The 26,625-nt window shown below is 45.9% G+C and carries 18 protein-coding genes; 9 read left to right on the top strand and 9 right to left on the bottom strand.

Annotation, left to right across the window (positions count from 1 at the left end; translation table 11 throughout):
• Positions 1-16 precede the first annotated feature (16 nt).
• On the bottom strand, positions 17-277 hold the full coding sequence (tusA, locus tag FTU90_RS02240) for a sulfurtransferase TusA (protein ID WP_004729361.1): 261 nt from the start codon (positions 275-277) through the stop codon (positions 17-19).
• Positions 278-479: 202 nt separating this feature from the next.
• Here tusA and FTU90_RS02235 point away from each other — a divergent pair, with 202 nt between their 5' ends.
• Both FTU90_RS02235 and lnt read left to right on the top strand, forming a co-directional pair.
• A complete protein-coding gene (locus tag FTU90_RS02235; RefSeq protein ID WP_005095361.1) occupies positions 480-1,319 on the top strand; it encodes an HlyC/CorC family transporter in 840 nt (279 codons plus the stop codon).
• Positions 1,316-2,875: an apolipoprotein N-acyltransferase gene (gene lnt / locus FTU90_RS02230; protein WP_180071891.1), complete on the top strand. Its 1,560-nt coding sequence runs from the start codon at positions 1,316-1,318 to the stop codon at positions 2,873-2,875. The genes FTU90_RS02235 and lnt overlap by 4 nt, the downstream gene beginning before the upstream one ends.
• 153 nt (positions 2,876-3,028) lie before the next feature.
• Here the strand turns inward: lnt and FTU90_RS02225 are convergent, their stop codons facing one another.
• The 3 genes from FTU90_RS02225 to gspF all read right to left on the bottom strand — a co-directional run bounded on the left by FTU90_RS02225 (position 3,029) and on the right by gspF (position 5,368).
• The gene (locus FTU90_RS02225) at positions 3,029-3,364 is read right to left on the bottom strand and encodes a hypothetical protein (RefSeq protein WP_100355491.1); all 336 of its coding nucleotides are present in this window, start codon (positions 3,362-3,364) and stop codon (positions 3,029-3,031) included.
• A 284-nt stretch (positions 3,365-3,648) separates the two neighbouring features.
• The gene (gene gspG, locus FTU90_RS02220; RefSeq protein WP_005095357.1) at positions 3,649-4,083 is read right to left on the bottom strand and encodes a type II secretion system major pseudopilin GspG; all 435 of its coding nucleotides are present in this window, start codon (positions 4,081-4,083) and stop codon (positions 3,649-3,651) included.
• Positions 4,084-4,162: 79 nt separating this feature from the next.
• Positions 4,163-5,368: a type II secretion system inner membrane protein GspF gene (gene gspF / locus FTU90_RS02215; RefSeq protein ID WP_074383949.1), complete on the bottom strand. Its 1,206-nt coding sequence runs from the start codon at positions 5,366-5,368 to the stop codon at positions 4,163-4,165.
• A gap of 150 nt (positions 5,369-5,518) precedes the next feature.
• Between gspF and FTU90_RS02210 the strand changes: the two genes are divergently transcribed.
• The 6 genes from FTU90_RS02210 to FTU90_RS02185 all read left to right on the top strand — a co-directional run bounded on the left by FTU90_RS02210 (position 5,519) and on the right by FTU90_RS02185 (position 12,525).
• Positions 5,519-7,741, top strand: coding sequence for a primosomal protein N' (locus FTU90_RS02210; RefSeq protein WP_180071890.1), 2,223 nt, complete (start codon positions 5,519-5,521; stop codon positions 7,739-7,741).
• Between the two features lie 75 nt (positions 7,742-7,816).
• Positions 7,817-9,670 (top strand): cation:proton antiporter, encoded by a 1,854-nt coding sequence (locus FTU90_RS02205; RefSeq protein ID WP_159138689.1) that lies wholly within the window; start codon positions 7,817-7,819, stop codon positions 9,668-9,670.
• Between the two features lie 50 nt (positions 9,671-9,720).
• Positions 9,721-10,596, top strand: a complete 876-nt coding sequence (locus FTU90_RS02200) for an Hsp33 family molecular chaperone HslO (RefSeq protein WP_005095347.1) — start codon at positions 9,721-9,723, stop codon at positions 10,594-10,596.
• A 323-nt stretch (positions 10,597-10,919) separates the two neighbouring features.
• A complete protein-coding gene (locus FTU90_RS02195) occupies positions 10,920-11,381 on the top strand; it encodes a DUF2147 domain-containing protein (protein ID WP_005095344.1) in 462 nt (153 codons plus the stop codon).
• Between the two features lie 459 nt (positions 11,382-11,840).
• Positions 11,841-12,173, top strand: coding sequence for a chaperone modulator CbpM (locus FTU90_RS02190; protein ID WP_005095341.1), 333 nt, complete (start codon positions 11,841-11,843; stop codon positions 12,171-12,173).
• An 88-nt stretch (positions 12,174-12,261) separates the two neighbouring features.
• A complete protein-coding gene (locus FTU90_RS02185; RefSeq protein WP_005095339.1) occupies positions 12,262-12,525 on the top strand; it encodes a YdcH family protein in 264 nt (87 codons plus the stop codon).
• A 197-nt stretch (positions 12,526-12,722) separates the two neighbouring features.
• Here the strand turns inward: FTU90_RS02185 and pnp are convergent, their stop codons facing one another.
• The 5 genes from pnp to FTU90_RS02160 form a co-directional block, all read right to left on the bottom strand.
• On the bottom strand, positions 12,723-14,810 hold the full coding sequence (gene pnp / locus FTU90_RS02180; protein WP_171063368.1) for a polyribonucleotide nucleotidyltransferase: 2,088 nt from the start codon (positions 14,808-14,810) through the stop codon (positions 12,723-12,725).
• A gap of 259 nt (positions 14,811-15,069) precedes the next feature.
• Positions 15,070-15,339 (bottom strand): 30S ribosomal protein S15, encoded by a 270-nt coding sequence (gene rpsO / locus FTU90_RS02175; RefSeq protein WP_004637724.1) that lies wholly within the window; start codon positions 15,337-15,339, stop codon positions 15,070-15,072.
• Between the two features lie 898 nt (positions 15,340-16,237).
• Positions 16,238-18,019 (bottom strand): exodeoxyribonuclease V subunit alpha, encoded by a 1,782-nt coding sequence (gene recD, locus FTU90_RS02170; RefSeq protein ID WP_159138688.1) that lies wholly within the window; start codon positions 18,017-18,019, stop codon positions 16,238-16,240.
• 71 nt (positions 18,020-18,090) lie between these two features.
• A complete protein-coding gene (locus tag FTU90_RS02165; RefSeq protein ID WP_159138687.1) occupies positions 18,091-22,212 on the bottom strand; it encodes a UvrD-helicase domain-containing protein in 4,122 nt (1,373 codons plus the stop codon).
• Positions 22,213-22,216: 4 nt separating this feature from the next.
• Positions 22,217-25,921: an exodeoxyribonuclease V subunit gamma gene (locus FTU90_RS02160; RefSeq protein WP_180071889.1), complete on the bottom strand. Its 3,705-nt coding sequence runs from the start codon at positions 25,919-25,921 to the stop codon at positions 22,217-22,219.
• A gap of 175 nt (positions 25,922-26,096) precedes the next feature.
• Between FTU90_RS02160 and FTU90_RS02155 the strand changes: the two genes are divergently transcribed.
• Positions 26,097-26,597 (top strand): hypothetical protein, encoded by a 501-nt coding sequence (locus FTU90_RS02155; protein WP_005095328.1) that lies wholly within the window; start codon positions 26,097-26,099, stop codon positions 26,595-26,597.
• Positions 26,598-26,625: the final 28 nt, after the last annotated feature.

Here is a 26,625-nt window from a genome sequence, read left to right as displayed (position 1 = left end):
AAAAATTTCGGCCAATTTAACCGCCCTTTTTCACCAGATAATGAAATTCTTTATTGCCGTTTTCATCCAGTCGCTCTTCCTGCAACAGCAACTCATGTCCCAAGTGCATGCAAAATTTTGGAATATCCCAAGAGGTTGAATTATCGGTAGCAAACACCTCAACTACATCACCGGCTTTAGATTTACGAATGGCCTGATGCAACATCATGACTGGCTCAGGACAGCGTAAACCTCGGGTATTTAATTGCAGGCTTGGGATAATTTCAGTTGGGGACATCGATAGACTCAAGAGTGGAAGACTGAAAATATTTTAGCATAATCCCGCTCGGGCATTGCGGCTTTGCCAAAGTACACACGACTAAACGCAGCCCTGACTGATACGATCATGCCTGCACATCATATTTACAATAGACAAGCGTATTTTCTGCGGTATGATAAAACCACGTTTTTTTAGATATTAAGAGTCTTCAGGAAAAATCATGCACGAGGAATCAGGCCCGTCGTGGGGTATGCGCGGCTTACGTAAATGGCTGGGAACTGCACCCGAAACTCGCGACGAACTGCTAAAATTAGTACAAGATTCACGTCGATTTTTAGAACCCGATACTGTTGCCATGCTTGAAGGTGTACTTGACCTTCCGGCAACCAAAATTCGCGAAGTCATGACGCCTCGCACGTCGATGATCAGCTTACAGGAAGATGACCAACTGCTGGATATCCTGCATGTGTTGGTCGAATCTGCGCATTCGCGTTTTCCGGTCTTTTCCTCCGATCAAACCGATAATGTGGTCGGCATTCTATTGGCCAAGGATTTATTGCCTTTTCTGACCGAACCAACCTCCAAAGTCGATATTCGCGCACTGATGCGTCAACCCTTATTTGTGCCAGAGAGCGCCCGTTCCGATCAGGTGCTGCGGATGCTGAAAAACACCCAGACCCATATTGCCGTGGTGATTGATGAATACGGCACCACCTCGGGTCTGGTCACGCTGGAAGATATTCTGGAAGAAATTGTTGGTGAAATTGAAGATGAACATGACAATGCCGATGAAGAGGCGCAGTTCATTGTTCCGGATAACGATCCAAACACCGCCAATACCTGGATAGTACAAGCTCTGACCCCGATTGAGCATTTCAATAATATGCTGGATGCGAATTTTTCTGACGATGAAGTGGAAACCATGGGTGGCTTGTTATTACAGGAAATTGGTCTGGTGAACGATCTTGAAGGCCAGACCATTGAACTGGAAAACTGGCAATTTACCATTCTTGAAGCAGATTCACGCTCTATTCACCTAATTCGAGCCGTGCGCCAATGAGAGCGTATTTCGACAAGCTGTTGAGCTCTGATCAACAGCAAAAACCGTTGCCGCTGATCTATCCTGTTTTAATTGCCTTATTTGCAGGTGCTATCTTCAGTTTGGCACTGGCTCCCTATCATTACTGGTGGCTGGCTATCCTGTCTCCAGCACTGCTCTATGCCTGCCTGCGTGGACGTAGTGCCAAACAGGCCTTTGGAATTGGCTGGGCCTATGGAATTGGCCTATGGTTTGTGGGTGCATTCTGGCTGTATACCTCTATTCATGTCTATGGCGATACCAGTGCATTTCTCAGTGTTGTAATGATCTTGATCATGGCACTGGTGATGGGCCTGTTTAGCGCCGTTCAAACCTTTGTCTATCGCCGCTTTTTCCCGGAGACCCCTTTGACCTTTGCCCCGCTTTGGGTTCTGTTTGAATGGTCTAAAACCTGGGTCTTTACCGGTTTCCCGTGGTTGTTTGCCGGCTATGCTTTTACCGAACGCTACCTAGATGCCTATGCACCTCTGTTTGGGGTGTTTGGAGTATCTTTTGTGGTGATTATTCTGGCCTGTGCACTGGTCGAAATTCTGAACCGACGTCTGTTCTGGGTGGTTCCTGCTGCAATTTTACTAATCGGTGCCTGGGGCGCGGCTCAATTGAGTTTTGTGCAACCAAAGAATGAAAAACCGCTTACGGTTTCTCTGATTCAGGGCAATATTCCGCAAGATCTGAAATGGCTGACTGAATATCAGGTAAAAACTTTATTGATTTATGCCAATCTGAGCAAGACCGAATGGGGCCGTGACCTGATTGTCTGGCCAGAGTCCTCGATTCCGATGTTCCAGACCGATATTGAAGCTTTTCTCGAAGCGATGAAAGTACAGGCTGAAAAATCCGGTACTGCATGGGTCACCGGCATTCCGTATTGGGACTTACCAGAATCACAAGCTGCGGGTTATCCGAAATATTACAACAGCATTATGGCCACGGGTGATGAGTCGGAGGGTTTGTATAAAAAGCAGCGCCTGGTGCCCTTTGGTGAATATATTCCGCTGTCAGGCTGGTTAAGCTGGGTATTGCCAGGTCTACAGAATGATCCCTCTATGAGCGGCTTTACCCGTGGGGCGGACAATCAAAAGCCCTTGAATGTGAAAAACCATCCTTTAGGTTCCGCAATTTGTTATGAGGTTGCTTATCCAAACTTGACACGCCGCAATGCCAGTCAAAGTGACTTTTTAGTTACGGTCTCGAACGATGCCTGGTTTACCGGCACGGCAGGACCTTTGCAGCATCTACAAATGGTGCAAATGCGCGCCAAGGAAAATGGCCGCTGGTTTATCCGTGCCACCAATACCGGCGTGACCGCCTTTATTGACCACAATGGCCATATTGTGAAAAAAGCCCCGATGGATCAGGAAGCGGTACTGCGGGGTGAACTTCCAGCCATGCAAGGCGAAACACCTTATATGAAACTCAGTGATTGGCCGGTGATGATCTTTTCAGTTTTACTTTTGCTGGTGGGATGGCGCTTCCGTCCCCGTAAAGTGGATGTCAGTTTTAAGTCGAGAAGATAATTTCTTCAAGTCCCTCTTTTACAAAGGGAGATTTAGGTGAATTCCTAGATATAACATCTTATCAATCTCTCCTAAGCTCCCTTTACGAAAGGGACGGACACTCAAGGCAATAAAAAACCGAGGTCAATGCCTCGGTTTTTTATATTTCAAATTTTAGAACTGAACTGCTAGATAAGAAATCATACTGGCGAGGGATAACATTGGAAGATAGCGGTAAGTTTGCACCATCATATTTTCGAATACAGACATCTGCCGTTGTTTTAATTGCAATACCGAGGCTTTCAATGCCGACCAGAAGCACAATGCAAATAATGAACTCATCAAACTGATGGCAAAAAAACCTACCATAATCTGGCTGCTACCCTCGGTAGTCTGCCATAAATGCAGAATGCCCTGACTAATCGGTAACATGCTTAAAACCAAAAGAATAGATTTCAGCATCGACCAATGAAATTGGTTTATTTCATCCCCTAAGATTAATGCTTTCATATTCTTCTCCGTTGGCTCGTCAAGTGCCGTTCAGATCATTATGAGCCTTTTTGGGTAAATAGAAAGTCTATATTTATTCATATTTTATGATAATTGTAATAGATAAATATGGGAATAATTCTTATTATAACTCGCATATACAACTCATTAATTAATTACAATAAATATCAAAAACTTAGATTATAATTTATAATTAAGCGTTATTATCACTTCACTTAGTATTGAAAACATCTATTAAGTGAAGTGATATATTCCATCTATTGAGAGTTTATATTGATTCTCAATCAAGGCTGATAATAAATATCAGCATCGGTGCCTTCACCACCCGACTGACCATCTGCACCGAATGAATACAGATCAAAAGTACGACCATTGGTGCCCGGCATCACATATTGCAGATCATTATCCCAACTGTCTTTAGGATAGCCGCCCTTGACATAGCCGCCCGGCAACCAGTTTTTCGCAGTCGCAGGCTGGTTCACCAGTGCATCCAGACCACCTTCCTGCATGCTTGGATATTTGCCATTGTCCAGCTTATATTGGTCCAGTGAACCAGCAATACTCTGTAACTTGATCACAGTGGTATCCACTTTGGCCTTTTCACCGCGTCCCATCACGTTCGGTACAATCAGTGCAGCAAGCACACCGAGAATCACAATCACCACCATCACTTCGATTAAGGTAAAGCCCGTCTGTTTATTTAATTGATTCCTTTTCATTCAATCTCTCTCATTCATTTACATCATTCACAACATTCAATTTAATTTTAATACCACAGGAATTTTAACTTGATTCTGTTTAAATCATATTATTCATATTGACGATTGGCAGCATCACCGCAATCACAATGACCAAAACAATACTGGCCATTAGCACCAGCATTAAAGGTTCCAATAAGGCCAGTAAAGTCGAAATCAGCGTGGTGACTTCCCGATCCTGCATCTGTGATGCACGCTCCAGCATGCGATCCAGTTCGCCCGAGGCTTCGCCACTTTTGATCATTTGTACCATCATCGGCGGAAAATAACCACTGCGCTCCAGCTGGGTTGCCAGGTTGCCGCCTTCGGTGACTTTTTCCGCTGCCAGATTGACCGCATCACGAATCACCCAGTTATTACTGACTGCAGCGCCAATCCGTAGGGCATCGACCAGAGGCACGCCTGACTGGGTCAAAATGGATAAGGTACTGGCAAAACGTGCGGCATTAATCCCGCGTGATAATTTTCCAAATAAAGGCAGTTTCAGGGTTAAACGGTCGAAGGCATAATGCCCGGCTGTGGTTCTTAAGAATCGTATCAGCAGGGAGATGCCCAAGAAACCGCCAACCAAGAGAAATGGCCACGCAATACGAATAAAATCACTGGCTTTCATCAAGGCGACCGTAATCCACGGTAAGGCATCTTTGCTTTGATCAAAAGTCTTGACGATATCTGGCACCACATAAGTCATCAGCCCCATCACGATGGCAAAAGACATCAGCATCAAAATAATTGGATAGACCATCGCGCCTTGAATTTTTTTCTGCATGGCAAAACGGTTTTCGGTATAGTCAGCCAATTGATCCAGAATCAGATCCAGATGCCCGGAACGTTCACCGGCCGCAATGGTGGCAATATACAATTCTGGAAACCGCCCGGACTGTTGCAGACCCTGCGCCAGACTATGCCCCTCCAGAACCTTGGAACGCACCGACATCAGCAGATTTTGTACATGTACTTTTTCGCTTTGCTTGCCGACGGCGCGGATGGCTTCTTCCAGCGGAATCGCGGCGGCGACCAGGACAGATAATTGCCGGGTCATTAAGGCCAGATCATAAGCGGTAATGCTTTTTTCAAACCATTTCCGCCGATCATGTTTGTCTTTTTTCTCGACAGGATCAACAGAGACCGGAATAAGTGCTTTATCCCTTAACTGTTGCCGGATCTGACGTGCAGAATCCCCCTCCAGCACGCCTTTTTGCTGCTTTCCTGAAGCATCAAGCGCAATAAACTGATATGCAGGCATTGTAATGCTCTAATTTTCCAAAATTTTGCTTAACGCTGTTGCGTCAGACCACCGAAATCATTCATATTCTTTGATATAAATTATCTGCTCACTCTACCATAATCGAACTTTAAGCACGACGAAATTTCTTCAGGATATCCAGCGCCAGATATGCAAAATTCTCATACCGATTCTAGTCCACTTTATCGCGTACGCGTTGCTGTACCTGTGCATGTATTCGATTGTTTTGATTACAGTATGAATGCAGAACAATTTGAGCAGGCCCAGGTCGGCGCACGCGTATTGGTGTCTTTTGGACGACAGAATCTGGTAGGGGTGATTATCGAAAAGCTCTCCGCAGATACTCCGGTCGACCCACGTTTTAAACTCAAGCCTGTCACTGAATTGCTGGATGAACGTGCCATCATAGACCCTAAAGCTTTAAGTTTGTTGACATGGTCGGCACAGTATTATCAGTTTCCGATGGGTGAAGTGGTGCACAGTGCCCTGCCAACGCTGTTACGCCAAGGTAAGCCTTATAACCTGCTGGCTCGCACCTGGAAACTTCTGAACCCTGATGCTGAAGCTAAAATACGCCGTTCGGAAAAGCAGCAGGAAGCCTACCGGATTTTAAAACTGCATCCGGTTGGCACCACTGAAAATGTATTGAATTTGGCCGGAATTGAAACTGCGACCTTAAAAGCACTGGAGAAAAAAGAGATTTGTATCTGTGTGCTGGAGCCACAAGATTTCAGTCCACAGCCGATGCAATTGGCGCAAATGCCGCTGACCGCTAATCCTGAACAGAAACATGCCATTGATCAGGTATTAAAGTATCGCAATCAATATCAGGCTTTTTTACTGGATGGTCTGACCGGCAGTGGTAAAACCGAAGTCTATCTACAAATCATGCAACAGGTGCTGAAACAGGGCAAGCAGGTTTTGGTGCTGGTGCCGGAAATTGGTCTGACCCCGCAAACGATTAGCCGTTTCCAGTCGCGTTTTCAGTGTCATATCGCGCTATTGCATTCAGGCCTAAATGATACAAAACGTCTGCAAGCCTGGCAGGCAGCAGAGACTGGCAAAGCTTCAATCATCCTCGGCACACGTTCCGCCATCTATACCCCCATACCGAATTTGGGTCTGATCATTCTGGATGAAGAACATGATTTGTCTTTTAAGCAGCAGGAAGGTTTCCGCTATCATGCCCGCGATGTGGCGCTGTACCGCGGCCATTTACAGCAATGTCCAGTGCTGCTGGGATCAGCGACACCAAGTATCGACAGTTATGCGCTGGTTGAACATGGCAAAATGCTGGTGCTGGAGCTGAATCAACGTGCCGGCACAGCCTTAATGCCGAAAATCCATATTCTGGATTTAAAGGTGGCACAGAAAAAGCATGGCATCAGTCTGCAACTGATTCAGGACATCAAAAAGCGTCTGGAGAAAAAAGAACAGGTACTGATCTTTTTAAACCGCCGTGGCTATGCCCCCGTCCTGCTTTGTGGCAGTTGTGGCTGGCAGGCACAATGTCCGCACTGCGATGCCAATTTTACTGTGCATCGCCAGCCTTATCAGCATCTGCATTGCCATCACTGTGGCACCATTCACCGAATGCCGGAGCACTGTCCGCAGTGTCAGCATCAGGAACTGGTCACACTGGGTATGGGCACTGGCAAGGTCGAAGAACATCTGAATGAACTTTTTCCAGATCATGAAGTGATTCGGGTCGATCGCGATTCCACCAGCCGGGTGGGTAGCTGGCAAAAAATCTATGACAAGATTCAAAAAAGTGAACCCGCGATTCTGCTCGGCACCCAGATGCTGGCCAAAGGGCATCATTTTCCTTATGTGACGCTGGTGGCGATTCTGGATATTGATTCCGGTCTGCTCAGTGTGGATTTCCGTGCCACCGAACGTACCGCACAACTGATCGTTCAGGTCGCAGGCCGGGCTGGACGTGGTGAACACAAAGGCGATGTCTATTTGCAGACGCTCAGACCGGATCATGCCCTGCTGAATACCTTGGTCAATGAAAATTATCGTGTGTTTGCCCAGCAGACCTTAAAGGAACGGCAAATTGCCCAGATGCCGCCTTATCGTTATGCCATCCTGATTCGCTGCGAATCCAAGGATCAGGCACAAAACACCGAATTCTTACAGAAACATGCGGCATTCCTCAGGCAATATCCTGATCTGGCGCTGGACATCTGGGGGCCCATTCCTGCGCCGATGGAACGTAAGGCTGGGCGCTATCAGTCGCATATGGTGCTTTTGTCAGCAGATCGTCCACGTTTGCATTACTATGTGCGCAGCTGGTGGCAGAATATGCTGCAGGACAAACCTTCCAGCATGAAGCTGACGCTGGACATTGACCCGCAAGAACTCAGCTAAGAGAATTGCATCTGAGTCCATGTCCGGGACATACGCATCAACGTCTGGATCAAGCATAAAATTTAGGACAGGAAAATGTCGATACTGTTACAAATAACACTGGTTTTGGTGGTCGCACTTTTAATAGTGCCACTGAGTAAAAGGCTCAGACTACCAAGCGTACTGGGCTATCTGTTAACAGGACTGATCTTAAGTCCCGGTATTTTGCATCTGATTCAGACTCCAGACCTGATGAACAGTTTCATGAACGTCAGCCTGTTGGCACTGCTGTTCTGGATCGGGCTGCAACTCAGACCACAACGCATCGCCCAGATCAGTCAATCTCTGTGGATGACGGCTGCTTTGCAGGTACTAATGAGCACCTTGATTTTTAGCCTGCTGGCCTGGATTTTTCTACAACAAAGCCTGCTGGCCAGTATTGTGATTGGACTTGCTGGCAGTCTATCAGCCATGACCTTGGTGATTCAACAACTCCACAATCAGGAACAGTTTGCCACCAGCTATGGTCAACAGACCTATTCAATCCTGCTGCTGCATGCCCTGCTGGCCATTCCTGTGATTGCCGCCATTCCTTTATTTAGCGGAATTCCCTCGACCGAACACGGAGTGGCTTATTTTGCCGCAATGATCACCACTTTTACCGGCTTGTTCCTGTGTAATCGCTATCTGATGCAGCCACTATATCGCTGGATTGCTAAAAGTGGCAGTCACGAACTGCACACGATTGTGGCGATTGCGGTAACTTTGGCACTGCTGCTCTTGATGAATACGCTTGGACTGAATCTGTTTCTTGGCGCTTTATTTGCCGGGATTTTACTGGCAGATTCAGATTTCCGGCCCGCGGTAGAAAGCACCATTCGGCCTTTTCAGGGCTTATTGATTGGCTTAGCTTTTATGAGTCTGGGTATGTCACTGCAACTGCCCGATCTGTTGAATTTCCTCTGGATCATTTTAGGTGGCACTTTCACTTTAATCTTGGTCAAATTTGCCATGACTTTGGCCTTGGCACGTTATCATCAAAATAGCTGGCGCAACAGTAGCTTGCTGGCAGCCAGCCTGGCACAAGGTGGCGAGTTTGCCTTGCTGGCGCTGGTGATTGCGGTATCCGACCAGATCATTGCAGCTAATCTGCTGTCTCCCTTGCTCTGGATGGTGAGTTTCTCATTATTACTTAGCCCGGCATTTTACTGGTTATTACACAGTCAGGTTTTACCGCGTCTGGATCAAAACAATCATCTGGCTGCGACCTTTGAAACCGATTCCAGTCCTCAAGCCAGCCCCCCTATTTTGCTGATTGGATTTGGCCGCTTTGGACAAATTATTGCCCGGATTTTACTGCAACAACAGCATGCATTTAGTGTCATGGACAGCAATGTGCCAGCCACTGAACTGCTTGCGCAGTATCAAATTCCTTTCTATCAGGCCGATGCGACAGAGCCAGAAACTTTGGCACATGCAGGAATTGCGATGGCCCAGCAAGTGATTATTGCCATTGATGATATTGAAGATTCGATGCTGATCGTGCGGTATATCCGGCTGAATTATCCTGAAACTTGTTTATGGGTACGCGCACGTGATCGTCATCATGTGCATCTGTTACAGGATTTAGGTGTAGAAAAAATCTGGCGTGAAAACTACTTTTCAGCACTGGAAATGAGTCAGGCTTTGTTAAGCCAGTTGAATACTGCTCCGGAAGAAAGTCAGCAACAGATTGAATACTTCCGCGCACATGATGAAAAATTACTCAACAGTCAATACCATCTAGATTCGGATCAACACGCAAGTTATGAACATCACCGCAGTAGCTTGGCAGAACTCGAACATCTGTTTGCGCAGGATCAACGCAACAAAGTTCAAAAAACAGATACACAGCCGCAACAGGATACAAACGGCGCAGGAATTGATGCGTTAAGAGATGATCTGTCATAACTTGTGTTTTACAATAATGACACCATTAAAGCAGGGTTATGGAGAATTTTATGTCTGATTTACGCCAACGCTTTTTTATTGAAGATAGCCCTGTTCGTGGTGAAGTGGTGCATCTTGAAGAAGCTTTACAAACCATTTTAGCGCAACGTGACTATGCACCTGCGGTCAAGATTCTGTTGGGTGAAATGCTCACTGCGACTGCACTGCTTGCCAGCACCTTGAAGATTAAAGGGCGTATCAGCCTGCAAATTCAGGCATCAGGCACATTTAAATGGGCAATGGCTGAATGCAACCACTTGGGTGAAGTTCGCGCTTTGGCGGACTATGAAGAAGATCCGCACTTTCTGGTGGGTGAAGATAGCAGCACCATCTTAAAGTCACTGGTTTCTCCAGTGCTGTTTATCAATATCGAACCAGAATTTGGTGAGCGTTATCAAGGTATTGTGCCGCTGGACAAAGAAAATCTGGCTGGCTGCCTCATGCAGTATTATGACCTGTCTGCACAGATTCCAACGCGCATTGTACTGGCAAGCGACCATCAGCGCGCCGGTGGTTTACTGATTCAGCTATTGCCACGGAATAGTGAAGAAGAACAGCGCCGTGTTGATGAAGATTTATGGCCGCGTCTGACCATGCTCACTGAAACCTTGAAAACTGAAGAACTAATCGGCCTGCAAGCCACTGACATTCTTTACCGTTTATATAATGAAGAAGAAGTGCGCTTGCCAGAAACTGAAGCCTTGAAATTTGGCTGCACCTGCTCTAAAGAGCGCTGTGCAGTGGCCTTACAACAGATTGGCGTAGAATCAATACGTGAAACACTGGAATTCCAGAATCCGATCAAAATGGATTGTCAGTTCTGTAATAGCCAATATACCTTTACAGCCGAAGAGGCCTTAGGTCTATGTGGTGAACATCTAAGCTAAACGGTGCTAAGCATGAGTTTAAAAAAGCATTCCTCAGGAGTGCTTTTTTATGTTTTAAAATTTACATGACGAAGCTCAACAGAGCATATTTACCTCCAGTAGAAAACCTGCCTATTCACTGAATCAGATCCTCAGATAAACCCCACCTCAAAATCCCATTTAAATTATAAGACTATTCACATTAACAAAGACCAAATAATCATCGTTTTAAAAAAATTATGAGAATACAATCACATTTTATAGTATTGATTTAATTATGCTTTTAAAATAAATTAGAGTAATAATTCTAAAATGAATACAGTATCAAATTTAACAGGTATGTTATGAAAAAATTATTGAACACTCTAGTGATGGGGATAAGTTTGGCTGCGGTTTCTAGCTTGGCCTTTGCCTATGAAGATCCGTTAGTGGGTAAATGGAAAACCATTGATGATCAATCAGGCTATTCTCGTGCGGATGTAGAAGTTCGTAAGAAAGCGGATGGTAGCTATGAAGGAATAATTGTCGCAACACGTAGCTTGCCTGGCGCAGAGAAAATGGGTATCTGTCATAAATGTCCAGGTCAGCTCAAAGATAAACCGTTTATAGGCCTGCCGTTTATCTGGGATTTTAAAGCAGATCCGAAAAAGCCACGTGAATACCATGACGGCAAAGTGCTTGATCCGATCAGTGGCAAAATTTACAAAGGCAAAGCACGCCTAAGTGCCAATGGCAAACGTCTAACCTTGCGTGGTTATGTCGGTGTCTCAGTAATTGGCCGCAGTGTAACCTGGATAAAACATTAATTTCAGAAAGATTTTCAAAGCCTCTGTATCAGGGGCTTTTTCTTTGTCATGTTTTGAAACAATAAGGTACAAATAAAAACTGTTTTGGCGCAGCTAAAGTCATAATAATGGATCGAAGACGGTTATTTTTTATCCATTTATGATGATCAATCTTCAGCCTTGTTTAATTCTGTCATCAGGTCTGCTTTGCTGTCCTCATAGGGCAGCGTATATTCAACACAGGAAAGTGTTTGAACACACTCGGTCAATAAAACATAAAACTATAAAAACAGCGTTCACTTTCACCTTCTCTTATTCGCGCGTTCCTGATGCATTGAATACCGGAACATACCGATTTTTTTCTCGTGATCATTTGAGTCATCACTCTGAGTCTGCATATCCGAAGAATAGAAAGCGTTTTACTTCAGTACCTTTTCATTCTCTCAATTTTGCACACTTGGCTGTTTAAGGAGTAGAGCCATGACTACAATTCAGTACCAAGAAAGCTTTTCACAGGACTATACCCCGTCAGAAATTATGGACGATCACTCATTTGACCTCATCCACTTCGCAGAAGCATGCGGACAAAGTCCGGAATGGGTCATGCAATTGATTGAACATGGAATTCTGCCCGATCGTTCTCCTGTCACGCCAGCCAGCACTTTCCTCGGTGAGGATATTTCGCGTGCACAACGCGCCTATCGCCTGCAACGCGATTTTGATGCGTCATTTACCGCAGTCGCGATGATGCTGGACCTCATCGATGAAGTGCAGGAGTTACGCCGCGAGGTCAAACATTTGCATTTTAAGTAAGTCCTTTGATGCTCTGTCTATCTGCATCTTTCGCTGCAGGTCAGGGCATATTTATTTTTAATTTGATGATTAGAGTATAAAAAGCGCTATGAAAACCAAAGATTGTAATAAAAAAATGAAATACATGTTTCCCGAATACCGCGACTTGATTGTGCAACTTCGCGAGGAAAATCCATACTTTGCCAAATTATTTGAGGAACATAATGAGCTGGACAGGAAAATTAGTCAGCTTGAACTCGACCCGGTCAATCATATCAACAATGATATTGAAGCGATCAAGCGTAAAAAGCTAAAATTGAAAGATGAAATTTATCGTCTGCTAAAAAGTTCTGAAGCCGATCCCCTGACCTAAGATCAACTGCTTAATACAGACTCAGATCGTGCGACAATCGTTGACAGCCTGTGGGCGATTCAAACATTTTGGCCAGATGTGCGGAGATTTTCCGAAGCATAAAAAAAGCCCTGAACAGCCAAAGTAAGCACTTTGATCAAGCTCAGGGCTTTTGATATTTCATTCCCATGAGCTAACTCATGGGAATATTCAGATGATTAAACTTGTTCGATGTCTTTCATGGTCAATTTGATACGGCCACGGTTGTCAACGTCTGCAACCTGTACCTTCACTTCTTGACCTTCTTTCAATACATCTGCAACGTTCGCAATGCGTTCGTTCGAGATTTGAGAGATATGAAGTAAACCATCAGTACCCGGAAGAATATTCACGAACGCACCGAATTCAACGATACGAATCACTTTACCCACGTAAATTGTACCTGGTTCGATCTCAGCAGTTAATGCTTGAATCTTCGCAACTGCAGCAGCTGCTGCCGCTTTAGTTTCACCGAATACGCGAACTGTACCGTTATCTTCGATATCGATTGCAGCTTTCGTTTCTTCAGTAATCGCACGAATCGTCGCGCCGCCTTTACCGATTACATCACGGATTTTGTCCGGGTTGATGTTGATCACTTGGAATGTTGGTGCATGCATCGAAATTTCAGGACGAGCGCGTGAAATTACTTGGTTCATCTCATTAAGAATGTGCATACGACCGGCATAAGCCTGGTTCAATGCAGACTCCATGATCTCTTCAGTAATCCCTTCGATCTTGATGTCCATTTGCAGTGCAGTAATACCGTTTGCAGAACCTGCGACTTTAAAGTCCATGTCGCCAAGATGATCTTCATCACCCAGGATGTCAGAAAGAACTGCGAAACGCTCGCCTTCTTTCACTAGACCCATTGCAATACCCGCAACTGGTGCTTTAAGTGGCACACCTGCATCCATAAGTGATAGAGAAGCACCACATACAGAAGCCATTGAAGATGAACCGTTCGATTCTGTGATGTCAGATACGATACGGATCACGTACGGGAAGCGGTCAGCTGCAGGAAGAACCGCTTGAACACCACGGCGCGCTAGACGACCGTGACCGATTTCACGACGCTTAGGACCAGATTCACGACCAGTTTCACCTACAGAGTATGCAGGGAAGTTGTAGTGAAGCATGAAGTTGTCAGTTTTAGTACCTGCAAGAGTATCAACCATCAACGCATCACGGGTATTACCCAAAGTTGTTGTAACCAATGCCTGAGTTTCACCACGTGTGAACAATGCAGAACCATGAGCACGACCTAATACGCCCACTTGTACATCGATTGCACGAACAGTTTTAGTATCACGACCATCAATACGTGGCTTACCAGACAAGATGTTGTCACGAACCGTGCGGTATTTAAGATCTTCGAAGAGTTCGTTTACTTCGTCAGCAATACCTGTTTCATCTTCTTCAGGAACGAACTGTGCCACTGCTTCTGCGTGAAGTGCATCAAGCGCCGCATAACGGTCTTGTTTCACAGCAATTGTGTAGGCTTCAGAGATTTTCGCTTCGAATGCATCTTTTAATTGACCAAGAAGCGCTTCATTTTTGCTTGGAGCAACCCAAGTTGACTCAACTGCGCCAGCTGCTGCAGCAAATTCTTTGATCGCTTGAATCGCGATTTGCATTTCGTCATGACCGAACAATACAGCGCCCAGCATTTGGTCTTCTGAAAGTTCTTTCGCTTCAGATTCAACCATCAATACTGCAGCTTCAGTACCTGCAACAACCAGATCAAGATCAGACTCTTTTAACTGTTCGTGGTTCGGGTTCAGGATGTATTCACCGTTGATCAAACCAACGCGAGCGCCGCCGATTGGACCACGGAAAGGCGTACCTGCAATCGACAATGCAGCAGAAGTACCCAGCATTGCAGCAATGTCAGCATCCATGGTTTTGTCAGATGAAATTACTGTTGCAGTCACTTGAATTTCGTTGAAGTAACCTTCTGGGAACAATGGACGAATTGGACGGTCGATCAGACGTGAAATTAAAGTTTCAGCTTCAGACTGACGGCCTTCACGCTTACCATAACCACCCGGGATACGGCCTGCAGCATATTGCTTTTCTTGGTAGTTAACAGTCAATGGGAAGAAGTCTTGACCGGCTTTTGCTTTAGGTTGCGCTACAACAGCAACAAGAACCTGTACGCCGCCCATGGTAATCACAACAGTGTTTGCTTGACGTGCAACGCGACCTGTTTCAAGAATCACGTTGTGTTGACCGAATTGGAATTCTTTACGAATAATATTAAACATCGACATGTTTTATTTTTTCCTAGTTCTTGTGAACAATTATTCTAGTGGAGACCCCTAAGGTTTGGCATTCACGACCATATAGACGAACAAATGACAAAGCTTAGAAGCCGACCTCACCAGATTAAATACTATTTTTAAACACAAAGAAGGAGCGAAACATTCGCCCCTTCCACTGGCCTAGCCAAAAGCTAAACCGACTTTAGTTTTCAGCAATAAAGCACAAAGCATGCAATAACCCGAAAATAAAGTTTAAATCGAATTAACGACGTAAACCTAAAGCACCGATCAATGCTACATAACGACCGTGGTCTTTACCATTTAGGTAGTCAAGCAGCTTACGACGTTGGTTAACCATACGGATTAGACCGCGACGGCTATGGTGGTCGTGTTTGTGCTCTTTGAAGTGACCTTGTAAGTCATTGATTTGAGCAGTCAAAAGAGCTACTTGAACTTCTGGTGAACCAGTGTCGTTTTCAGCGCGTGCGAATTTAGCAATGATCTCTGCGCGATCTGCGTTAGTTAAAGCCATTCGATTTCTCCGAGATGCTTATATATTTTGATAAAAATCAATGTAATGAGAATTCAAAACTTTGACTGCCGTGCATCACTACAGCAAGTTGCATATTTTAAGGGAAAATGCGCCAAATTGCAAAAATAGATCAGCACTTTTAAATGTTTTCAATCGGTGATTTATTTAAAGCGAAGCTGTTGTCCATTGATCCTGAGTTATTCAAGATCTGTACTGTTTTAAGCGAGATCATCTAGACCACTTAAATAGAGAAATCGACCTAAGCAATTAGAACGCTTTTTCTATTGTTTTAATGTACCGTCGTCTGTCTGAATAAAAAATAGATAAAAAAAAGCCCGAGTTTAGTCGGGCTTTTTGGCGCTGTAGTTCTTTCTCTTATCATTATTATTTATTGTGTTTTTTATAGCGTTTTACGCTTGTTATTATTTTCAAACATCCTGTTGAAAAATCACCTTCCTTGTGTGGTAGATTTTGCCATATTCTACAAAGACAAGTAGAGGCATTTAGCGTATCTTGCTGTAAGCTATTTCGTACAATAACTAGCCTAAAAGTTGCATAATATTACATTAATACCACTTTATTTAACCTAATTCGCTTAAATCCAGCCATTCCACAACAATATCCAACTTTAGAATTAAGGTAAATATCTAGTATTTTGAAATATAAATTAATTAAATATAAAAAAGCCTTGTAGTCTCTCCCAAAACTACAAGGCTTAGCGGCTGTAAGTTTCCTCTTTTTACTTACCTCACTGTAAGTTCGCTGTCTACTGACATTCTTTTTATAATTATACGATTATGCTCAACTTTCCGTGTTGAGTTATTTTGTAGAACCAATCTTCTCAAAAACTGAGCAAAAGCTCTATGCGTCAATTTCCTGAATCCTTGTAAGCTTTTACCTACAAGATTTGATTATTTTTGCCAATTAAATTACTGGATTGTTCAATGATTTTTTGGCTCAAACCACTTTTTCGGGTGGTTCTGACACAAAGTGCTTGTATAAAAGCATCACAATCCACCAATAAACTGACCACTTTTTTGGCTCGAGTAATCGCGGTATAAATCAACTCTTTGCTCAATAGATTTTTTGCATATTGATCCAGCACCACTGCCGTATGGGAAAATTCTGAACCTTGAGATTTGTGAATAGTCAGCGCAAAAGCGGTTTCAATACTTTTAGGTAAACGGGTCGCCAATACCCATTTTTCCAGACTTGGGAAATACACTTCAAACTGACGCTGACCAGACTGCTCACGTAAAAAACAAATGCCAATATCACCATTGGACAGACCCAACTGATAGTCGTTATAGCTCATCATGACAGGGCGTCCAACATACCAGTCGCCCTGTTTCAATTGGCCTTGCGCTGCTAAAAAGCGTTGCTCAATCTGCAGGTTGATCTTGAGCAGACCCAGATCACCAGAACGGATTGCGGTTAAAATCCGGTAATCATCAAAAGTTTTGACCACCTGTTGTACGTACTGCTCAAAATCAGCTGAGTTTCGTTCTGTTTTTATGGCCTGTACATAAGCCTGATAACCATACATCAGCTGATCATAATACTGATTCAAACTATGCGCGGTCTGTTCGGCGCCAGCGAGCAGGTATTGCAGCTGCAACTGGTCGATTTCAACCTGATTCAAATCGATCGCCTGTAACTCACTAGCCGGCACAATCTGCTGCTCAAATTTCTGCAAGACGTGAGAAGACTCATGATTCTGCTGGATAAACTCCGCCATTGCACCAATCCTGGCTCCAGTCGCAAAACGTCGCGTGGTGATTAAATTGACCCGGTTATCCTCCAGAGTCACCACTTGCTGTAAATCTGCCAGTACCGTTCCGACATCCACAGAGGCCAGCTGGTCTGCATCACCGAGTAAAATCAGCCGTGCATGAGGCGGTACGGCGGCTAGCAACATCTGGGATAGGTTTAAATCCAGCATCGAGGCTTCATCGACCACGATCACATCATAGGGCAAAGGCTGTTTGGCATGAAAGCGTGGCTGTCCGCGAGTACCTAGACCCAATAAGCGATGCAGGGTCACCGGTTGCAACTGTTTTAATGCTTCTAGCTCAAACTGTTGTAACGCTTCACTGTGCAAGGCTTTTTGCAGTGCTTCTTTCATGCGCTGTGCGGCCTTTCCGGTAGGTGCTGCCATGGCAATCCGGATATTTGGCAAGGCTTCATGCAGGACCGCAATCATATGCGCCAAGGTATAGGTTTTACCGGTACCCGGACCGCCGGTAATAATATTCAGCGCCTGCCGCGCAACCATTTCCAGTGCCAGTTTCTGCTGTGGATCTGACAATAAATTGCGATCACGTTCGGATAAATCAATAGCGGCCACCGGTTGGGCTTTAATCCGAGCAATATGTGAGGCTACCGCCTGTTCCAGTTGCCAGTAGCGGTACAGATATAAATGCTGATCTGCACAAATAAATGGTGCAATTCCTGCACTCTGTTGACGGCGGTCTAAAACCAGATTATGCAATAAGGCAACCTGCTGAGGATTAACTTCGATACAGCTATCTCCCGCTTGCATCGCTTCAAGCAGTTGCTCGATCAATAATTTTGCTGCCGGATCAAATGCAGCTGTACTGAATGGAAGCTGACACAGATAGTCAATCCAGGCCATTAAATCGGAATGTTGCTGTGACACGTGATTCTGCTCATTTTCCACACAGTTATCCTCAAAGTTATCCACAGGATAATTTCATGTTTAATCTATACATATTTTATAAAACAGTAAAATCATGCTGATTTTTTCTGCTCAAAATAGCCCAATATTTGATCCAGTTTTTCTATGAATTCAGAGTCCGGTTGCCAATGATAAGCTCCTTGCTGCGCCTGTCCATTCATCCCGCGCAAATACAGATAGGTTGCGCCGCCCAGATGCTGTGTGATCGAATAAGTCTGCATATTGGCACTCAGGTACCGATGCAGCGCCACCAGATACAGAGCGGCCTGCAACCAGTAACTGGACTGGCTCATATTCTGCTGAATCGCCTCAGCACTATAGTGCTGCTGATCAGGTCCGAGGAAGTTACTTTTATAATCGGCAATATGGTAGCGCTGGCCATCGAAATACACCAGATCGATGGAACCGGTCAGATATCGCGCCGATTTGGCCTCATTAAAATCGCTCATGACCATGTCATGTTCGAGAAAAAGCTGATGGATTTGCCGAATCTGCAAAGGGGCATCGGTCAAAGACAGATAAAAAGGGAATTCTGACAGATACTGTTTAGCCTCCAGCTGTGCCAACGCAAAATCTGCCTGGATCGGAGTGGCCAGAATTTCATGTACCCAGTCATGCATCAGGTTCAGCAAAATATCTTCTGTAATTTCGTCCAGCAATCCCTCAAAAGCAGTCTGGAAAAGACTGTCCACATCCAGCGATTCAGTGCTTGTAGAGCGTGCGAGTTGGGCTACTTCCTGTTCAAAAAACTGGATAAAGCTGTCATCATCCAGCTCGGTGAAATAACGCTCAAACTGGCTTAAAAAAACCACCAAGGCTGATCGGTCTTGCTGTGCCGATTGAAATAACTGTCGCCATTGTTGACGATAAGCTTCGCTCTGATCATGCAGGCGAATGCCACTCAGCAATTTATAGTTCAGGCTGGACAAAACGCGTTGTATACTCTGTTGCAACTCATCTGCTTTGAAATTTGCCTGCGCTGCGGCTTGAAACAGGGTACGCAGATTCACCGCTGCGGCCTGATAATGCGGCGCAAAGGTCTGCTCCAGCACAGTACGCAACTGGAAGGCCTGTTCAAATTTTTCTTTCAGTTCTTGCCAGATTTGCGGTGCAGTATTTTTAAAACGACGGCGAATTTCCAGATTCCAGTAACTGCTGTCCTGAAAATTGATATGTTCAAAAATACTGTGCAAGAAAGTCCCGGCCACCGTACCTTTGGGGAAATTCAGCTTGATCCAGTCCAACGGTGTGACAGCCGGCTGATCTGCTAAAGCATTCAGATTGATTTCATCCGCTGCACTATCCGGGTGTTCCTGTGCATTGACCAGATCATCCTGCAAAACTGGCGCATGTGACTGGTGTTGCGACAATGCGGTAAAACTGGTTTTGGTGCGTGGATAGAACTGTCGCTCTGGCAAAGGTTGCGCCAGCATGTCGATCTTATGATGGTGTGACTGCTCGACCAGACGTGCCGGTTCCTGAGACAGCGGCTGCTCGACCAGAGATAAAGCATGTTCGAAGATGGCATCGCCCTGGCCACGCCAGAACGCCAAGCCCGAATCGGATTGTGCAGCGTGGTCTTGTAACATGGCATACACCCGATGACTGGCACGGGTCAGCGCCACATACCAAAGCCGGTGATTTTCCGCTGCATTACGCGCTGCATTCTGTAAAATCGCCTGCTCGTGCAAATGCTTATGATTGACTGCAATCACCCGGGATTGTTCTAAAATACTTTCAGACAGTGTGCCACTTAATGAAAAGTTCAAGTTGCCTTTATTTACATCAAAAGCAGCATCTGCGCCCAATAAAAATACCACTTTAAATTCCAGCCCTTTAGAGGCATGGATGGTCATCAGCTGTACCCCATGATCACCAGACAGCTTGCGTTCTTTTTCACTGTCTTTGCCTGAAGGGGACTGTAACTGACGCAAATACCAGTGATAGAGTTTTTGGGCACCCTGATAATATTCACTTTGCTGGCTCAGAATTTCAGTCAGATGACGCAAATTCACAACCACCCGTTCATTATCCAGACTTTGACTGGCCACCAGATGAGTCCAGACCTGAAACAGGTTTAAGGCATAATTCCATGCCGTGAGAAAACCTTTTTCGAACCACATTTCCCGAATTGCATCCAGATCGGCAATATAGCGACTGAGCCCTTCACTCTGCGCCTGTAACTCAATCAGTTTTTTCAGGTTGAAGCCCAGCAGGCGGGTCAGTAAGGCACGTTTGACCTTGGATTCATTAAAAGGATCCATGATTGCAGTCAAGACGGCCGCGACATCCTGCGCAATAGCACTGGCAAAAACACTTTGTTTGGACTCTTTATAACAAGGAATACCCATACGCTGTAGGCGCTGCTTGACCTGTTCCAGGGCAAAATGTCCAAACCCCAGTACTGCAATATCATCGGCTTTCAGGCTTTGAATACTGTTCTGCTGCTGAAAATATAACTGCTGTTGAGCAGACTGATTGAGGAGTGCACGGATTTTCCAGGCCACCTGATCGGCTTCTACATCCGACTCACCTAACTGAATCCAGCGTAAGGGCTGCGGATTGCAGACAGCGCTATCGATGAGATCCGGATGTGGCCGACTACCGGCCTGAATCAGGGTGTACTGCACCTGTTCACCAAAATCCATCTGGCATTGAAATAAAGCATCGACCACTTCGACCAGCGCTTTGACCGAACGATGGTTCTGCATCAGGGTATATTCGCGGCCCTGCTTCTGCCGCACGTCAGCATGTGCCTTGTTATAGGTCAGCATGTCGCCACCACGGAAACCATAAATCGCCTGTTTCGGATCGCCGACCATAATCATGCAGCCGGATTGAACCCGGCTGGCATCCCGCCAGATCTTGGCCAGCAGGTCATCCTGATCCTGATTGGTGTCCTGAAATTCATCCACCAGAATCAGCGGATAACGTGCCTGTACAAACTGGGCAAAGCGCTGACCCTGCTGTCCTTGCAGTGCTTCCGCCAGTGTGCGGATTTGCTGGGAAAAAGTCGTTTCACCCTGCTGTTGCAGGGTTTGTGGCAAACGAGTCTGCACACTTTGAATAATATGAAATTCCAGATAGGTCGTGAGCTGCTTCAACTGCTCATCCAGATCCTGTTTGACCTCACACAGTACATCAATTGCCACGATCAGGCTGTGTTGCAAAATCAGCTGCTGCTCCGCTTCCGGACAGCTCTTGTTAAAAACCTGAGTGGTCGGCTGGAAATCAGTTTTTTTACGGCGTAAATGGCACAGATTCAGTAAAATCGGTTGCAATTCTGCATCAAAGAAACTCATGCCACCCTGAGTTTGCAGGGCTGCACTCCAGGTCATAAAGTTTTCACAAACGTCGGTTAACTTGGTCAAAAAACTCTTGTGAAAATACTTCGGACTTTCCTGACAATAGCGCCGCATGACTTCGAGATCATGCTCATGAATATTCAATAATTGGGTAATACAGGCTTCTAATTTACCTAAATCACATTCAGCCGGCTCGACCTTCTGGAATTGCTGCTTGCTAAAATTCAGGGCATCCCGAACCAGCCCGGTATAATGCTCGACCGGTTTCAGCAGATTCTGCACATACAAATGATTGACCATATATTGGGGCTGCTGCTGAATCCAGTCACGCAGCACATCATGAATCAGTTGCTGGATATATAAATCCTGATCTTCGGTCAGTTCTGCACGTTCAATCTTGCCACTTTCAAAAGCAAATTCACGTAACAGTTTCTGGCTAAAGCTGTCCAGCGTCCCGACAAACAGTTCATCCAGCTGGTTCAGTACCAGACGCAAGCGGCGACGGGCATAGTCCATCCGTGTGCCATAATCTTTCAATACCTGCTGAAATAAAGGATCAGTTTCGCTCTGAATCTTCGCTGCAATTTCCACAGAATTGAGCTGCTGATGACGCTGGATATAGGCCAAAGTTTCTTCGACCCGCAGCCGTACCCGGTTTTTCAGTTCGGCCGTTGCCTTGCGGGTGAAGGTGGTTGCAATCACCTGATGCGGATAATACTGATCCAGAAAAATCCGCACCATCAAACTGGATAAAGTATAGGTCTTGCCGGTGCCTGCCGAGGCCTCAATCCAGTGTAAGCCCCGGAACGTCATGTCCTGAATCGGATTGGTAGAAATGGCTTTTTGCATCTGCTGCTTTAACACGGTCATATTGCTATTTCACCCATTCCAGATGTTGGTGAATCGGCGCATACAGAGCATGGGCGAAATCATGACAGCAGCGCTGCAAGGCCAGATCCGGGTCCTGATCCTGCAAAATAAACTGCCAGTCCTGATGCAACAGGCTGGATTCATCCGAAGCCAAAGGCTTGGCACTTTCATAGCTATTATTCCAGGCTTTTAGCAGTTCCGGCATTTCCACAATGGTCATTTTGCCCTGTTCATTTTCGGCCCACTGCCACTCTTTTTTCATCAACAATTCCGCTGGCAACACCAGCGGCTGCTGTTGACCAATTTCCCAGGCTTTGAACCAGAACTGTAAATATTCTCGCGCTTTAGTTGAACTCAAGCCGGAAAATTTCAGGGTCTTATTACTGAAAATCACAATACGTTCCAGTTCTGGTGAGCGTGCATCATCATTTAAGTAAGCCAGCCATAACAGATATTCCAGCCAGATCTGGGCACGGCGTTTTTCCGAGGCCGAAGAGGATTGCAGACTTAACCAGTAACTGCTGTGCGAGGCTTGTGGTACGCTGATATGAATGATCAGTTCAGGACTAAATTGCAAGGATTGCTGGGTCACCGGCGTCAGTTCTTTGCCGAGCTGTAGCAAACGTTCTTGCAACAACTGCTGTTCCTGCTGACTGCTGAGCCAGGTGGCTTGCTGGGTTTTGCCTACTGGCAAACGGTCTAGCATCAAGCTCGGCTCAATCTGCTGATCTTGTTGTAATAGAAAATCCCGCACCTGATATTGTTCCAGCTTGTTTAATAACAAGGGCTCACGGGAACTCGGCAAATCTGCATAGCGAATTGTGGAAATTCCGACACTTTTCAGAAATAAACGCGCCGGGAAAATCATGTCCCGAATCCACTCATCGCCTTTTAGCACCCGCAGTTCTTTTTGTTCAACTGCCGGATAATGCGCATTGATCCAGCTGCTGCGCTTGCCTTCGGCGCTGCGGATATATTCTGCCACCGCAAACCACTGATCCCGATAACGCGGTGTTTGCACATCTGCAAATCCGGCTGGATCAAAAGGCTGCAAGGGATGTACATGATAAAGCTGCTGGATATGTTTAGCCACTGACAGACCATTGATTTCCACCACAGAATCGACCTCGGCATCCGGCTGTTCCGACTGACAGATGAATGCGATATGCTGAATCAGTTCCTGCAAGGCAGTGGATGGATCGCGAGCCTCGCCATCGTCCAGATCAAAGCCATTATAAAACAGCCATAAATTATCCTGCGCCAATAGCAAGGCATCCAGAAAAGCACCCTGCTCATCATCCAGACGCGAACGATCACCGAGTTGCGGCTTCAGGCTGCGCATCAAATCAAACGGCACCTGCTGATTCCGGCTCGGAAACTTACCACTATCCAGATTTAGCATCACCACCAGCTGATAAGGGAGCGGCCGGATCTGGCCAATCTGGCTAAAAGTGATCTGTCCGGTTGGTTCAGCCTGATCCAGCTGCATTTCTAGCGTATTCTGAATTTCTTCCAGCACATAAGGCAAAGGCAAACTCAGTGCCACCAGCTCCTGACTGGCATGTGAATCATCCTGCTCATGATAATCGGCCAGGGTCAGCATCCGCATCTGCTTGTCGATAATCTCGGCCACAGTTTTGAGCGATTCCACCCCGGCATCACGAAATTCATTCAGATCGGCGCGCAAATATTTCAGCCAGGTTTTCACCGGCGTGCGCTGTCCGGTCTCATGCAAAGTCAGCCAGTCACGGCGCTGCACCAGATCCTGATAAATCTGGATCAGGGTTGAAATCAACGGGAAATCACTGGTCAGAACCTTGGCATAACTCAAGGTATCCTCAAACATTGTATGTTCAGGAATGGCCAGGCCCAAAGCCAGACGGTCTAGCGCGAATTTAAAACTAAAACGGTAATCATCATCGCCTACGCTCAGGCTTTGCTGTAAATGCTGCTGGTCCAGACCGCGCTTGAAGCCAGCCTCCGTCAGCAACTGCAACATCCGTTCTACCTGACTATAGTCCAGAGCATAACGTTGCTGGGTGGCATTCAGGCTGAGCCAGTCGGCAAAGTCCTCAATACTGAAACGGCGACGTACCCACTGGATCCGGCCCAGTACCGCGCGCCAGGCATTGCTAACATCCAGACGCGACACCCCGGCAATCTGGATCGGTAAATACAGGTTATCTTTCTGCAACCGTTGGCTGCCGATCTCACGCTCACGTGGTGGCGGGGCAAAGACACTGCGAATCGCCGGTTCCAGTTCTTTCAGATTCGGACTCAGCACCAGAATGTCGCTCGGTTGCCGTGGCTGCTGTTCCGTGCCTTGTGCCAGCCAGTGAATGAGCTGTTCTTTGAGTACTTCCAGCTGACGCAACGAGGAATGACAGACATGAATCTGCACCGAATCATCGGCCGGACTTAAAGCATATTGATGCTGTTCAGGTTCGAGTAAATATAAAATATCTGACTGGATTTTTGCCAGCAGCTTGTCCTGATAGTCATCGACAAAAACATCGGCCCAGAGACCTTCTTCTCCCGAAGACAGTTTGGAGAGTAAAGAGAAATGATCCCGCGCCTGCTTGCCAAATCGGGTCAACAGCGGATGCCGCGATTCACGATCTTCGGCATTAAAGTTAAGCTGCTTGATTCGAAATTCTTTCAGTTCAGCATCATTCGGTTTACGTTGGCGAGTTTTTTCAAAGCGCTGAATAAAGCGCTCTTCGCGCTGTAAATCAAATCTGGCTTTCCAGTCCGGATCGACACTGTCGGCCCAGTATTCCTGCGAGGGGTTAAAATGAAAGATATAAATGTCTATGTATTGCCCTAGACGGCGTAAAAAATCCAGCTGGCTGGGCGGAAGTTCCAGCAGGCTAAATACCACTATCTGTGCCGGCAAGCGTTTCAGGGCTTCGCTTCGGGTTTCCGGATTCTCCAGCCGTTCCCAATACAGGCGCTCAATCTCCAGAATTTTGGCATAATCATCCTGAAATACATGCTGCCACAACCAGCGTTGCCAGGCTTCCAGCTCACGCGCCTGAATTTTGACGAAATCGGCCACCTGCATTTCGTGACCATTTTCATCTTTGGGACTATAAATCATCTGCTCGATATCCAGCGCAATATCCTGTCCCCAGGCCTCTAGCCAGTTGGTCGGGCAGCTGCAGCTTTGCGGTGGACAGTTACGTGCACAATAACCGCGATAATCCATATAATGGCTGAACAGGCGCGATACCTGCTCGGCCACCCAGTACAGCATGCTCTGTTTTTTCAGCTGTTTTTCCGTGCCCTGCTCCAGCCGGTCGGCACTGTCGTAAATCCGCTTTACAATTGAATACAGCGGATGATCGACGTCTAAGGGAATATGTTCTGGCAGAATACATTTACGCAGTGCCTGAAACACGCGCCATTTGATGATAATACGCGGAATATTGGCTTCTCGAACCTGTTCGACTTCTTTAGGCGCATTCAGCACCCACTGATAAGACGTCCACTGAAAGGCACGAATCCGGTGATGGAACTGGCTATTGGCACTGATGCCTTTCTTCTCGGCAATTTTTTGAGTCAACCAGCTTTCTACGGCCGGAGACGGCACAATAAAATGCCGGGGCTGTAACACTTCAAACGGATGCCGGGCAGTTTGATTGACAATACGCAGCATACTATCCAAAAGCACATCAATGCGTTGACTCTGAATAACATGGATTGTCATCGTTTCCCCTGAACTGCTGAACTAGTTTTACTACAAAATGATAAAGATTAGTTACTATACATCTCGAGCGCTGTATGACACTTTAAAATCACACTTCAGTCGAAAAATTTCTTTGAAAAAAGCATCTTAATGATGCTTTCATAGAAAAAAACAACATAGAGCTTAGGTAGTGCCCATGAAATTAGATAAAATTCCTGAACGTATCGATCCAAGCTTAGATTTGGAACAAATTCGTGCCGAGTGCCTGGAACTCACCAAAAAACGTGCCTACTATTCTGCGGGTGCCGCCATTATTCCAGTGCCGTTTATGGATGTCGTCATTGACATCGGCATCTTGTCGCAATTGATTCCCGAGATCAATGCCCGCTTCGGACTGGCGCCTGATCAGATCAGTGTCTATGATCCCAAAACCCGTCAGGTGCACTGGAATGAGCTGCGTAAACGCGGCGTAGAATTTTCTGGTCTGGTGGTCGCGCGAACTGCTGTCAAAAAATCTTTGAACAATGTTGCAGCGAAAGTGATCACAAAGCAAGTGACAAAATTCATTCCCCTGGGTGGTCAATTGATTGCCGCCAGTCTGGGCTATTTTGTCATGAAAAAAATTGCCGAAGCCCATGTCGAGGAATGCTACCGTGCGGCTAAAAATATCCAGCAAAAACAGGTCGCTCAAGGTTAAGCACATTTGAGCTCAATATTTTAAACAG

The sequence above is a fragment of the Acinetobacter sp. YH12200 genome (genome assembly GCF_013418175.1).
Classification (GTDB): domain Bacteria; phylum Pseudomonadota; class Gammaproteobacteria; order Pseudomonadales; family Moraxellaceae; genus Acinetobacter; species Acinetobacter pseudolwoffii.
This window is presented reverse-complemented; position numbering and strand designations above follow the sequence as displayed.